9 protein-coding genes and 2 pseudogenes are annotated in these 13,315 nt (G+C 44.2%); 5 read left to right on the forward strand and 6 right to left on the reverse strand.

The annotated features are described in order from the left end of the window. Positions 1-97 precede the first annotated feature (97 nt). The 6 genes and pseudogenes from H3001_RS14530 to H3001_RS14555 form a co-directional block, all read right to left on the reverse strand. Positions 98-982, reverse strand: a complete 885-nt coding sequence (locus H3001_RS14530; protein ID WP_181215311.1) for an LpxL/LpxP family acyltransferase — start codon at positions 980-982, stop codon at positions 98-100. A 4-nt stretch (positions 983-986) separates the two neighbouring features. Continuing rightward, positions 987-1,232 (reverse strand): acyl carrier protein, encoded by a 246-nt coding sequence (locus H3001_RS14535; protein ID WP_181215312.1) that lies wholly within the window; start codon positions 1,230-1,232, stop codon positions 987-989. Positions 1,233-1,240: 8 nt separating this feature from the next. Next, the gene (locus H3001_RS14540) at positions 1,241-2,464 is read right to left on the reverse strand and encodes a beta-ketoacyl-[acyl-carrier-protein] synthase family protein (RefSeq protein WP_181215313.1); all 1,224 of its coding nucleotides are present in this window, start codon (positions 2,462-2,464) and stop codon (positions 1,241-1,243) included. A 6-nt stretch (positions 2,465-2,470) separates the two neighbouring features. Beyond that, positions 2,471-3,214, reverse strand: coding sequence for a 3-oxoacyl-ACP reductase FabG (fabG, locus tag H3001_RS14545; RefSeq protein WP_181215314.1), 744 nt, complete (start codon positions 3,212-3,214; stop codon positions 2,471-2,473). Between the two features lie 14 nt (positions 3,215-3,228). Beyond that, positions 3,229-4,741 (reverse strand): annotated as a pseudogene (locus tag H3001_RS14550) (HAL/PAL/TAL family ammonia-lyase). A gap of 349 nt (positions 4,742-5,090) precedes the next feature. Then, the gene (locus H3001_RS14555) at positions 5,091-6,233 is read right to left on the reverse strand and encodes an iron-containing alcohol dehydrogenase (RefSeq protein WP_181215315.1); all 1,143 of its coding nucleotides are present in this window, start codon (positions 6,231-6,233) and stop codon (positions 5,091-5,093) included. A 171-nt stretch (positions 6,234-6,404) separates the two neighbouring features. Between H3001_RS14555 and trxB the strand changes: the two genes are divergently transcribed. The 5 genes and pseudogenes from trxB (at position 6,405) to H3001_RS14580 (ending at position 13,311) form a co-directional block, all read left to right on the forward strand. Then, a complete protein-coding gene (trxB, locus tag H3001_RS14560) occupies positions 6,405-7,352 on the forward strand; it encodes a thioredoxin-disulfide reductase (protein ID WP_178243445.1) in 948 nt (315 codons plus the stop codon). 53 nt (positions 7,353-7,405) lie between these two features. After that, complete coding sequence (locus tag H3001_RS14565) at positions 7,406-10,219, forward strand: M16 family metallopeptidase (RefSeq protein WP_181215316.1); 2,814 nt, start codon at positions 7,406-7,408, stop codon at positions 10,217-10,219. A 12-nt stretch (positions 10,220-10,231) separates the two neighbouring features. Further along, positions 10,232-11,716: a DUF5687 family protein gene (locus H3001_RS14570; protein WP_181215317.1), complete on the forward strand. Its 1,485-nt coding sequence runs from the start codon at positions 10,232-10,234 to the stop codon at positions 11,714-11,716. Between the two features lie 15 nt (positions 11,717-11,731). Continuing rightward, positions 11,732-12,430, forward strand: a pseudogene (locus H3001_RS14575) (ABC transporter ATP-binding protein); the annotation flags it as partial. A 374-nt stretch (positions 12,431-12,804) separates the two neighbouring features. After that, positions 12,805-13,311 (forward strand): C40 family peptidase, encoded by a 507-nt coding sequence (locus tag H3001_RS14580; protein WP_394367815.1) that lies wholly within the window; start codon positions 12,805-12,807, stop codon positions 13,309-13,311. The last annotated feature ends 4 nt before the right edge of the window (positions 13,312-13,315 follow it).

Below are 13,315 nucleotides of genomic sequence, written 5' to 3' on the forward strand. Positions count from 1 at the left end.
CGGTCTTGTAGAGGAACCACAGTCTTTCAAAATCTTTTTCGCTAAACATAATCTTTCAAGTTTTAAGTTTAGCACGAAGGTATGGGAAAGAAACATGCTAGTCAATACGCCAATTTTGGAAGCTTACGAAATTAAACCACTGTTGTGGGTATTTTCTAACTATTGATTCTAAAGACCTGATATATTGATTTGCTAAATTCTCTGTTGTTGTGTTCTTAGTTATTTCTGCTTCTTCAAAGATAAATCTATATGTACAGTCCTTTTCTCGCATTGAATAATAGAATACAACTGGAACCCTACATTTATTGGCAATCTTAAACGGGCCTATGGGAAGTTTGGCTTGTCCACCTAGAAAATCTAAATTTATGGATGAATTTTCATCCAAATACCTATCTCCATTAAAACATACATATTCACCATTGTTAAGTGCCATTTTTATATTTATCATGGCAATTAACGTATCTTCATTGACTGGTATAATTTTAAAGTTCTGCTTTTCTGAAACATCCTCTATTACTTCCTTAATATCGCGATGTTCTGTATCAAACATTACAATATTAATCTTTTTCCCATAATTACCGAAAAATGCTGCACCTGCTTCCCAGCATCCAACATGAGCACCTATCAGAATAGCGCCATTACTGTTATCTATAATATCAATAAATCTTTGATAATTATCAAAGATAAAATGATATTTACTTGTCAGACCGCTTTTTATCGCTAATTTATCAATTAAAGTTTGACCAAAAACATAATAATGCTGGTACAGTTTCAGTATAGATTTAAGTGTGCCGTAATGAAGTCTTTTCCTATTATATAGCCATATCGCGTGTGTGGATTTTGGTGCAAAAGGAATAAAATGGATAACGACAAAGGCCAAGAAACAATAGGCAATCTTAATTCCTAGTAATTTTATTGTGTAAATAAAAAACAGATAGCCTAATCTTCCTCCTCTTGATTTTCCACTCCATTTACGTTTCACTGATTTATGCATTTATTTTCCTTTCCAATAATTCATAAAAATCTGAGAAAGTTTTTACATCTACAAAGTCAGGACCAGTCAATGTAACCCCAAAGTTCTGCTGAACTAAAACTACAACATCTACAAGGTCAAGACTATCCAATCCTAATGTGTCCTTTAAAGACGCATCTGATGTGATTGTATCAACATCTATTTCAAACTCTTCTGCCAGGATTGTGCGAGCTTTTTCAATAATTTCTTCTTTTGTCATATCTCTCTTTATTTTAATTTAGTTACTATTAATGATGAATTTGTGCCACCAAATCCGAACGAATTGCTCAGATAAGTATCAAAAGGCATGTCTATTCTTTGTGTGGGTATATTCAATAGAGCAGATGCTTCATCCGGTTCTTCGAAATTGAGATTCATTGCTATGAAATCATTTTGCATCATTAATGTTGAATAAACGATTTCACTGGCTCCGGCCATCCACATTTCATGACCAGTGAAGCATTTTGTTGAAGCAACAAAAGGTTTGTGATCACCAAAAACCTCATTAATCGCTTTTGCTTCATTGAAATCACCTATAGGTGTTGATGTCGCATGGGCATTTATATACTGAATATCATTGATGTTTATTCCGGCATCTTGAATAGCTCTTCTTAAAGAACGTGTTGGCCCATCTACATTAGGTACAGATATGTGATCACCGTTTGAAGAGAATCCATAACCTATTATCTCTGCTAATATGGTTGCTCCTCTCTTGATTGCCGATTCATAACTTTCAATAATTACACAGGCTGCACCACCACTTGGTACTAAACCATCTCTGTTCTTATCAAAAGGTCGGGATGCTTTTGTTGGCTCATCTTCTCTAATGGAAAATGCGCTTAACGCATCAAAGTTCCCAACAGAGAAAACATTTACTTCTTCGGCTCCACCACATATTATACAATCCTGTAGCCCTTGTTTTATAAGTAAATAACCTAAACCTATAGCATGAGAACCACTTGCACAAGCTCCGGACACTGTAAAGTTTATTCCTTTCAGATTGAAGATTGTGGACAGATTCATGGTTATTGTTGAGTTCATGGTTTGAAATATGTTCCCTGAACCAACCATGACTGTACTTTTCTGCTCCCTTATAATATCAGCACCTTTTATTACCGGCTCCGCACAACTGTCGTTACCAAACAGTATTCCTACTTCATTGTTTTTCAGATAGTCCTGGTCTATACCAGCTTGTTCCAAGGCCTCTTTTGTTGCTACAAATGCATATTGTCCTTGTTCTGGCAAGCATAACCTTTGTCTTCTATCCAATAGGTTCTTTAGGTTCGGTGTCTTTAAAATTCCAGTCAGAGAAGAGCGATATCCCATTTCTTTTCTTTTGGGATCCAGACCTATACCTGACTTTCCTTCAAACAATGATTTAAGTACCTCTTCTTTATTTTGGCCAATACAGGAATAGATTCCCATACCTGTTATTACAACTCTTCTATTCATATATTCTTAAGTATAAATACCTCCATTAATAGATATAACCTCTCCTGTGATGTAAGCTGCTGAATCAGAAGCCAAGAAATTTACAAGCTCCGCGACCTCTTCCGGCTTGCCAAATCTTCCGACTGGTATATGCGCCTTCAATTCTGATTGATTCAAATCACTGGTCATATCAGTTTCTATGAATCCCGGAGCTACAGCATTTACCGTAACTTTCTTTTTTGCTACTTCTTGTGCAAGAGCCTTAGTCGCTGCTATTACACCTCCTTTTGCAGCAGAGTAGTTTACTTGTCCCGGCATTCCTTTTATTCCGGATAAGGATACGATATTTATTATCCTCCCCCATTTCTTCACAAGCATACTCTGTAATAAAGCATGTGTAACATTATAGAATCCATTTAAACTTATATTAAGCACCTGAGACCAATCGTCTTCTGGCATCCATATGAGCAGGTTATCTTTTCTTATCCCAGCATTGTTCACCAATACTGATATATAGTCATTCCCGTGACTGTTTTTCCACTTCTCTATAGCTGCATTTACTTCGTCCTTTTTTGAAACGTCAAACTGCAGAATCTCAGCTTCTACACCTAATTCCTTAATTATTTTTTGAGTTTCCTCCGCTTGTTCTCTATTTGATACATAATTTATTACAATATTGTATCCACTTTGCGCAAGTTTTATAGCGACAGCTCTTCCTATGCCTCTACTGCCGCCTGTTACAAGTGCATATTTACTAGTGCTGTATGACATACAAAATCCCTTTATTATTGTTTCAAGAAAGTAACTAGTTTTCTAATCTCTTCGTATTTCGGCGTATCTTCAGTAAATGACGGAACAATATTCCTTATTTGATTATATAAAATTCTTGTTTTAGGGGCTAAGTCTTCTGCTATTTTCAAGCAATCTACCGCCTGAACTAAAGCCATCATATGGATTGCCATGACTTGAAATGAGTTTTCAATTACATGTGCACATATTAATGCCGAGTTAGTTCCCATTGATACAATATCTTGATTGTCATTATTATTTGGAATAGAATGTATATACATTGGATTCGATAATGTTTGGCTCTCAGCTGTAGTAGATGTTGCCGTAAACTGTGAAGCCTGAAGGCCATAATTAAGTCCTAACTTACCTAAATTAACGAATGGTGGTAATATTCCATTGATTCTATCATGGAACAAGTAATTCATCTGTCTTTCGGTCAACATGGTTAATTTAGTAACAGATATCTTCAGCTTATCCATTTCAAAAGAAACATAATCTCCATGGAAATTTCCTCCGTGTAAGACGGTGTTATGATCTTTATCAACGATAGGATTGTCATCAACAGAATTTAATTCATCTATTAAAACTGTTTTTGCATTTTCCCATTCATCATAGATTGGTCCTAATATTTGCGGTATGCATCTTAATGAATAATAAGGCTGTACCTTATGTTGAAATACATTTACCTCTTGGGGATGGTAAAGTTCTTCTGTCCTATTTCGTAGTCTTTTACTACCTAAGGATATCTTTCTCATTTGTTCAGCTACTATATTTTGCCCTTTATGCATCTTAAGACCGTTAAGTACCTCTGACATAAAATCATCATAAGAAGATGCAATTTCATTCATCATGACTGAAGCAATTAAAGACCAATATATCAGTTTTTTTTGCTAAAAGCAGATTAACCAAACCTATACCTGTCATAACTGCAGTACCATTAGTCAAAGCAAGTCCTTCACGAATATACATTTTCAAAGGTTTAAGTCCAAGCTGATCAAGTACATCAGATGATCTCATTATTTTTCCCAAATAAAAAACTTCTCCTTCTCCAATGAGAGCTAAAGCCAAGTGAGATAACTGTACTAAATCTCCACTTGCCCCTACACTTCCATGTTCAGGTATTATAGGATAAATTTTATTGTTGAAGAACTGTATTAATAATTCAACACTATTGATATGTACTCCAGAATGGCCTTTAATAAAAGTCATAATTCTTGACAAAAGAGCAGCTCTTACATAAAGAGGAGGAAGCGGATTTCCAGCTCCGGTTGAATGACTACGAATTATATTGTATTGTAGTTTTTCCAGGTCTTTTTCTTCAATTTTCCATTGAGCCATAGGCCCGAAACCGGTATTAATACCGTAAATTACTTTTTCTTTTGAAAATTCTTTTAGAAACTCGTAAGATTCACTTATTTGTATCTTCAAATCTGACGATAGACTTAATTCTTCTTCTTTAAGAATTAGTTTATCTATATCTTCTAAAGTTAGTTTCTCTTTTATTTCCATAAATATAATTCATTGATTTCATCTTTATAATGAGAAAATCATTCAACTGATTATATAATTCATTCTTGCCGCAAAACAAGAAGTCTTTAATAAATATCTGTTCCTAGTATTTCATTTTCCATCTCTCTTTTTTCAGCAAAACAACTTTTAATCGATTTTATCCTGTTATTCCTGTTATTTAGAGCCAATTGCAAATTTATAGATTTTTCCCCTAATAACAAAAAGACTTTAATTAAATCTAGTAGTTCCGTGAAGCCAGTCTCAGACTGCTCCACGGAACCTTTCTTTTATACCTTCTGTCGGAATCAATACCTTGTATAAATACGATTCCGCTATTATGATTCAATCATTACATAATCCGCATCAGGATCTTTCCGGCTACCTCACCTGTCACCAGCCCATCTTCTCCGAAATGTACTCCGCGTTCGTTGAAACGTCTTACGATTTCGTCAACCACATCCATACCGATGTTCTCCTCGCTCAGACGGGTAGTCAGTCCCAGTGAACGGAAAAACTCTTCAGTCTTACGGATAGTCTCGTTGATACGCATGTCATGTGTACCCGAAGTCACGCCAAATACGCGTGCTCCCAGCTGCATGATCTTATCACCTTTCGATTCACGCAACACGTCCATCGTACCCGGCATTACCATGGCCAGTGTGTGACCGTGAGTCAGGCCGGTCAGGGCCGTAATCTCATGTCCGATCATGTGTGTAGCCCAGTCCTGAGGCACACCCATGGCGATAAAGCCGTTCAGACCCATGGTGGCAGCCATCATGAAATCGGCCATCACATCGTAGTTCTGCTTGTTCTCACGAATCAGCGGAGCAATTTCTACTAGAGTCTGCAACAGGCTTTCTGCCCAGCGGTCCATGATTCTTGACACTCCGGTCTTTGTCAGATACTGTTCCAGTACGTGAACGAACGTGTCAGCTATACCACAGGCAATCTGTTTGTCGGGCAGTGAGAATGTCACCTCCGGATCCAGGATAGAAAATACCGGATAGTTGGCATAAAACGCATATTTCTCCTTGGTTTCCGTACGTGAGATAACCGCTCCGTTATTCATTTCTGAACCGGTAGCCGGCAAAGTCAGTACGGTAGCCAGAGGAACTGTCTGAGAAGCGCTTCCCTTTACCACCAGGTCCCAGGCATCCCCGTCGTACAACAGTCCCGCAGAAATCAGTTTGGTTCCGTCGATAACCGATCCGCCGCCCACTGCCAGCAGGAAGTCCACTTTCTCTTCCTTGCCCAGTGCAATGGCCTTGCGCAGTGTCTCTACTGTCGGATTCGGTTCGATGCCCCAGAACTCCACTGTATCGAAGCCCTTCAATGCCGCAACCACCTGGTCGTATACCCCATTGCGCTTCACGCTTCCTCCGCCGAACGTAATCATCACTTTTTTACCTGCCGGAATTTCCTCGGCAAGTGTGGCTATCATGCCCCGACCCATAATCAGTTTGGTCGGATTTTGAAAACTAAAATTATACATAATCTGTCTTGGTTAATAAAATACAATCGTTTTGGAAAGCAAATTTAAACTTTTTCCCGACAATATTCCATCAAAAATATAACTTTCTGCATCGGAGAGACGAGAGAAATTGAAAAAAGATATATCTTTGTTTATTATTTAATTGAAATCATTTTAAACTAAACGATAATTATGGCAACAGAACACGTAAAATGTCTGATCATCGGATCAGGACCTGCCGGATATACGGCAGCTATTTATACCAGTCGTGCAAACCTTTCACCTGTATTATATGAAGGCATCCAGCCCGGAGGCCAGTTGACCATCACTACAGAAGTGGAAAACTTCCCCGGTTATCCGGAAGGTGTTACCGGTCCGGTACTGATGGACGACCTGAAGAAGCAGGCTCTCCGCTTCGGCGCTGAGATCCGCAACGGTATTGTCACCAAAGCCGACCTGAGCGAGGCTCCTTATAAATTCCTTATCGATGACGACAAGGAAATCACTGCTGATACCGTCATCATCTCTACAGGAGCTACGGCCAAATACCTGGGACTGGAAGACGAAAAGAAATATGCCGGCATGGGAGTAAGTGCCTGCGCTACCTGCGACGGTTTCTTCTACCGCAAGAAAACGGTAGCCGTAGTGGGAGGTGGAGATACAGCCTGTGAAGAAGCCATCTACCTGGCAGGTCTTGCCAGTCAGGTGTACCTGGTGGTACGCAAGCCTTTCCTGAGAGCTTCCAAGATCATGCAGGAACGCGTGATGAACCACCCGCACATCAAGGTACTGTTCGAACATAATGCAGTCGGTCTGTACGGCGAAAACGGAGTAGAAGGCATGCACGTAGTAAAACGTCTGGGAGAAGCTGACGAAGAACGCTATGACGTAGCCATCGACGGATTCTTCCTGGCCATCGGTCACCAGCCTAACTCAGCCATCTTCAAACCTTGGGTGAAGACTGACGAGACCGGATACATCATTACCGAGGGCAACACCCCGCGTACCGGAATTCCGGGTGTATTCGCTGCCGGTGACGTAGCCGATCCCCACTACCGCCAGGCCATCACAGCTGCCGGAAGCGGTTGTAAGGCTGCCATCGAAGCAGAGCGCTACCTGTCGGAAAAAGGTCTGCTCTGATCCGATGCTGACCTCAGAAACATGAAGGATATAACATTAAAACAAATACGATAATGAGAAACTTTATCAGAAAAACATTTGTCGCTGTCATTCTCGCAGGAGGTGCGTCGGTGGCTTTGGCACAGCAGTTGCCTCCCATCCCAACCGACCCGAACGTAAGAATCGGAAAACTGGAGAATGGTATGACATATTATATCCGGCACAATGCGCTGCCGGAAAAGCAGGCCGACTTCTACATTGCGCAGAAGGTGGGTTCTATTCTGGAAGAAGACAACCAGCGGGGACTGGCTCACTTCCTGGAGCATATGTGTTTCAACGGAACGACCAACTTCCCGGGTAATCTGCTGAGAGAATATCTGGAATCCATCGGTGTGAAGTTCGGAGCCAACCTGAATGCCTATACGGCCGTGGATGAAACCGTGTACAACATTTCAAACGTACCGGTCATCCGTGACGGAATCATCGACTCCTGTCTGCTGATTCTGCACGACTGGGCAGACGACCTGACCCTCGATCCGAAAGAAATCGACAAGGAACGCGGAGTGATTCATGAAGAATGGCGTACCCGTACCGGTGCCATGATGCGTATGTACGAATCGGCTTTCCCGAAAATGTTTGCCGACAGCCGCTATGCGTATCGTCTGCCAATAGGTACCATGGAAGTGGTGGACAACTTCCCCTATCAGGCTCTTCGCGATTATTATGAGAAATGGTATCGTCCCGACCTGCAGGGTATCATCGTTGTGGGTGACATCAACGTAGACCAGATTGAAGGAAAAATCAAGTCGATGTTCAGTTCCATCAAGATGCCGGCCAATCCGGCGGAACGCCAGTATTTCCCGGTGCCTGATAACAAGGAACCGATCATCACCATCAACAAGGACAAGGAGCAGCAGGTTTCACAGATTGCCGTGTTCCACAAGCACGATCCTTTCCCTGTCAGCATGAAGAATCAGATCGGTTACCTGGCTTATCAGTACATGGTGAGCATGACCGAGAGTATGCTGAATGCCCGTCTGGCTGAGCTGACTCAGACAGCCAATCCGCCGTTCATCGGTGCCGGAGTTTCGGACGGAGATTTCATCATGTCTAAGACCAAGCAGGCTTATCAGGGAGTTGCGGTAGCGAAGGAAGGAGAAATACACACTGCCTTTACTGCACTGATGAAGGAATTTGAGCGTGCGCACCGTTTCGGCTTCACGGCTACGGAGTATGAACGTGTCAAGGCCGATTACCTGCGTGCCATCGAAAGAGCCTATAATGAAAGAAACAAGGTGAGAACCGGCAATTATGTACAGCAGTGCGTATCGCATTTCATCGACAACGAACCGATGCCGAGCATCGAAGATGAATACGCTATAATGTCACAGATTGTACCGAATATTCCACTGGAACAGATCAATCAGGTATTCCAGGGACTGGTGAGCGACAGCAACATGGTTATCAGCCTGTTCTGTCCGGACAAACCGGAAATGAAATATCCTACCGAGGCTGAAATCAAGCAGTGGCTGGGAGAAATCAAGAACGAGAAACTGGAACCGTATGTCGACAAGGTTTCCAACGAACCGCTGATGGCGGAAGAACCGAAGCCGGGTAAGGTAGTGAAAACGGAACAGGGAGCCTTCGGTACGACTGTCCTGACATTGAGCAACGGAGTACGGGTGGTGTTGAAACCGACCGACTTCAAGGCGGATGAAATCAAGATGCAGTCGTTCAGCAACGGAGGTAATTCGGTATTCGACGACAAGGATGCACTCCAGTTCGGCATGATTGATGCGGTGGTCTCACTGGGTGGACTGGGCAACTTCAGTGCCATCGACCTGCAGAAGGTACTGGCCGGAAAGATGGCTTCTGCCTCTGCTTCTGTTCGTATGCTGACTGAAGCGGTAAACGGTTCTTGTACTCCGAAAGATCTGGAGACTATGCTGCAGCTGACTTACCTGTCGTTTACGGCTCCGCGCAAGGACCAGGCTGCTTTTGAATCTTACAAGACTCGTCTGAAGGCTCAGTTGGCCAACATGAACGCCAACCCGAACAAGGCGCTGAGCGATTCTATCAGCATGGCATTGTACGGCAACAACCCACGCAACCTGTTCATGACACCGGAGATGGTGGACCAGATTGATTACGACCGTATCATGGAACTTTACAAGGACCGTTTCAAGGATGCGAGCGACTTTACTTTCATCCTGGTAGGTAACATCGATCAGGCTACTGCCGTTCCTTTGATTGAAAAGTACTTGGGTTCACTGCCGGCTATCCATCGTGAGGAGAACTTTACAGAAAAGATGGCTATGCGCAAGGGACAGTATAAGAATGTATTCCACAAGGAACTGCAGACAGAAAAGGCGACTGTCTTCATCGTCCGTAACGGCCAGTGCGAATATACACTGAAGAACCGACTGATGATGAGTATCCTGTCGCAGCTGCTGACCATGCAGTACACCGACACCGTACGTGAAGAAGAAGGTGCTTCTTACGGTGTACAGGTAGGCGGTGAACTGAGCAAGTATCCTTCTGTACAGGCTACTCTGCAGGTTTACTTTGACACTGACCCTGCCAAGCGCGCGAAGATGGTGGGCTTGATTGACAAAGGCATGAATGACTTCATTGCCAACGGTCCGGACGCAGACAAGCTGAAGAAGGTGAAGGAATACATGCTGAAGACTTACGAACAGAACCAGAAGGAAAACGGTTACTGGATGGGCGTGCTTTACAGTTATTTCTGGGAGGGCACGGATTCGGCTACCGACTATGTCAAGACCATCAACGGTATTTCGGGTGCCGACCTGCAGCAATTTGCAAAGGCACTCTTCTCGCAGCAGAACCGTATTGAAGTAAGCATGACCTCAGGTGATACCAAATAAAACGGATGAATCATGCTTTTTCTTGAAATAAGAAAAAATCGGAAACTTGCCGCAAAGCGGAATCCTATGTACGACAAGAACCGCTTTGCCAAGTTTCTGATTTATCTGGGAATCGCATTTTGGGCAGCATATCTCCTGTTTCTGGGAGTTATGCTGTCTTTTGCTTTGCGGGAGGGCTTTCCGAACATGGAACCCTATCATATATTGAATCAGGTGCTGGTCTTTTTCCTGGTGTTGGATTTTCTGGTGCGTTTTATTTTCCCGGATCCGATACAGGAAATCAAGCCTTACCTGTTGCTGCCCGTAGCCAGAAGAAAAGTACTGGGTACCTTCCTCGCCATTTCGGGACTGGAGCCCTTCAATCTGTTCTGGCTATTCTTCTTTGCTCCCTTCGCCTTGCTTACCGTTACCCGCTTCTACGGACTGACGGGGGTAATCGGGTATCTGTTGGGAATCTGGCTGCTCATGGTAATGAACTGTTACTGGAGCCTGCTGATACGTGTCTTGAAGAAGCATCGCTTCCTGCATCTGCTCTGGGCCGTACTGGTCTATGGCATTCTGGCCTTGCTGGAGTTTCTTCCGGAGAAAGGTTGGGTGAGCCGTTTCTGCATGGACTGGGGTGAAGGATGCATTCTGTGGAATCCTCTCTCCTTCCTGGCGGTACTGGCGGGAATTGCCGTACTGGTGTATATCAATTATCGGGTTCAGCTGCGCATGATCAAGATGGAAGTAGCGCGTACGGAGACGACGAAAGTCTCGCGCCGCAACTGGACCGGTTTCCTGGACCGTTTCGGTACCATCGGCGACTATATGCGGCTGGAGTTGAAACTGATTTTCCGCAACAAACTTCCCCGCAACCAGTTCTGGGGTTTTATGGTGCTGATGGGTATGTTTGCCGCTGCACTGGCTTTCCAGGTATACGGAGACGACAGCTACATGAATAATTTCGTCTGTCTTTACTGTTACTGTATCCTGGGTACCATGAGTCTGAACCAGCTGATGTCGGCCGAAGGAAACTACATTGACGGTCTGCTGGTACGTAAAGAAAGTATCTACCACCTGCTGCGCGCCAAATATTACATTCACTGCGCGTTCCTGATTCTGCCGTTTGCCTTCAGCCTGATACCGGTTATCGAGGGAAGCATTCCCCTCCTGATGTCGGTGGCCTACATGCTGTTTACGGCCGGCGTAGTCTTTGCGGCAATGATGCAGGTAGCCGTCACCAACAGCAAGACCACTCAGCTGAACCAGACAGCCATCGGCAAACAACAGCCCAACAACATGTATCAGTTCATCACTGCCATAGGTGCCTTCACGGTTCCCTTGCTCATCAACAAACTGCTTGCCTTGATGCTGGGAGAAGAAGCGGCCTACTGGGCGCTGATTGTCCTGGGACTGGCAGGCATCGTCATGCACCGGTGGTGGCTGAAAAACATTTATCAGCGAATGATGAAGAGAAAATACCAGAATCTGGAAGGATTCAGAAATACCCGATAGAAATAATGATGCATTATGAAGATTACGATTGATTCTTTACGAAAGACATATGGCAGGCAAGTTGCACTGGATATCCCTTCGCTCAGTATTGAGGAAGGTGAAATAATCGGTCTGGTGGGAAATAACGGGGCCGGAAAAACCACGCTGTTCCGTCTGATGCTTGATTTGCTGCAGGGAGACAGCGGCAGTGTCACAATTGGAGATGTGAATGTATGCCTGAATGAGAAATGGAAAGAGACCACCGGGGCGTACCTGGATGAGAGTTTTCTGATAGACTATCTGACGCCGGAGGAGTATTTCGACTTTGTGGGACGGATGTGCGGACTGACTTCACAGACGGTACGTGAACGCCTGCAACCTTATGAGCGGTTTATGAACGGAGAGATTATGGGACAGCAGAAGCTGATACGCAACCTGTCGGCCGGTAACCGGCAGAAGGTGGGTATACTGGCCGCGCTGATCAATCGTCCGCAGGTGATTATCCTTGACGAGCCGTTCAACTTCCTCGACCCGAGTTCACAGATGGCACTGAAGTATCTGCTTCAGGAATACAACGAGCAGACGGGGGCCACCGTCCTGGTATCCAGCCATAACCTGGGCCATACCGTAGACATCAGTACACGGATTCTGCTGCTGGAACATGGGGAGCTGGTGGCCGACCTTGACAACCGTGAGGGAGCTGCCCGTGAAAAACTGGAGGTTTACTTCAATATGGCAGCAAAGCCTGTTTCGGAGAAAGACAATGACGGGGCGGTTGCGGCACCGAACGGTGAGCACGCTGATGACAGTCAGCCGGACAAGCAACAAGCTGAAAGTCCGGAACAAGGACAACCCAACAGCAATGAGGAAAAATTGCAGGCAGAAACAGAAGGAGCTCCAGCCTCCGCATCAGAGACAGATCCGGATGCTACAACCAAGGCCGGTGCCTGAATAGGAAAAAGAAAAAAAGGATATTTAAAGAATTTAAAATATGGGACAGTACAAAGGTGCTGTCCCATATTTTTATGTACATTTGTTTGAAACGAAAATGACTGACACTTATGCATTCTTTATATTTTAGCCGCAGCTTCCTGAGGCGTATACGCTTCATGCCGGTGATATACGGGTTACTAGCAATAGGGTTGTTGTCCTCTTGTGCGACACGAGCTCCCCGCCTGGATTATTCCGAGCTGGTACAGGCTGCAGTCCGTCTGGACATGGACATCGACCTGAAAGACAACCACCGGTTGTATGTGGAATCCTCTAAATGGATCGGTGTTCCCTACCGCAGAGGAGGAAATACGAAAAGAGGAGTTGACTGCTCCGGACTTACCCGGCAACTCTGCCACACGGTGTATCACAAGCAACTGAAGCGGAGTTCCGAGGAGCAGCGGACGCAGGATTGCCGGAAAATCAGTAAGGGGAAACTGGAGGAAGGTGACCTGGTTTTCTTTCATAACGGAAGAAACAAACGTACGGCTACTCATGTGGGACTTTACCTGAAAGACGGACGTTTCATACATGCCAGTACCAGCCGTGGCGTCATTGTCAGCAGCCTGGAGGAGAACTATTACCGTCGCTGCTGGATGCAGGGCGGAAGAATCAAAGGAAGGTAACCGG

Source organism: Phocaeicola faecicola (genome assembly GCF_013618865.1).
Taxonomy (GTDB): domain Bacteria; phylum Bacteroidota; class Bacteroidia; order Bacteroidales; family Bacteroidaceae; genus Phocaeicola; species Phocaeicola faecicola.

Bases quoted from the DNA above. Each gene is read 5' to 3' on its own strand.
- fabG (WP_181215314.1), bottom strand. From the start codon at position 3,214: ATGTCATACAGCACTAGTAAATATGCACTTGTAACAGGCGGCAGTAGA.
- H3001_RS14555 (WP_181215315.1), bottom strand. From the start codon at position 6,233: ATGTATAATTTTAGTTTTCAAAATCCGACCAAACTGATTATGGGTCGG.
- H3001_RS14570 (WP_181215317.1), top strand. From the start codon at position 10,232: ATGCTTTTTCTTGAAATAAGAAAAAATCGGAAACTTGCCGCAAAGCGG.
- H3001_RS14540 (WP_181215313.1), bottom strand. From the start codon at position 2,464: ATGAATAGAAGAGTTGTAATAACAGGTATGGGAATCTATTCCTGTATT.
- H3001_RS14580 (WP_394367815.1), top strand. From the start codon at position 12,805: ATGCCGGTGATATACGGGTTACTAGCAATAGGGTTGTTGTCCTCTTGT.
- H3001_RS14535 (WP_181215312.1), bottom strand. From the start codon at position 1,232: ATGACAAAAGAAGAAATTATTGAAAAAGCTCGCACAATCCTGGCAGAA.
- trxB (WP_178243445.1), top strand. From the start codon at position 6,405: ATGGCAACAGAACACGTAAAATGTCTGATCATCGGATCAGGACCTGCC.
- H3001_RS14565 (WP_181215316.1), top strand. From the start codon at position 7,406: ATGAGAAACTTTATCAGAAAAACATTTGTCGCTGTCATTCTCGCAGGA.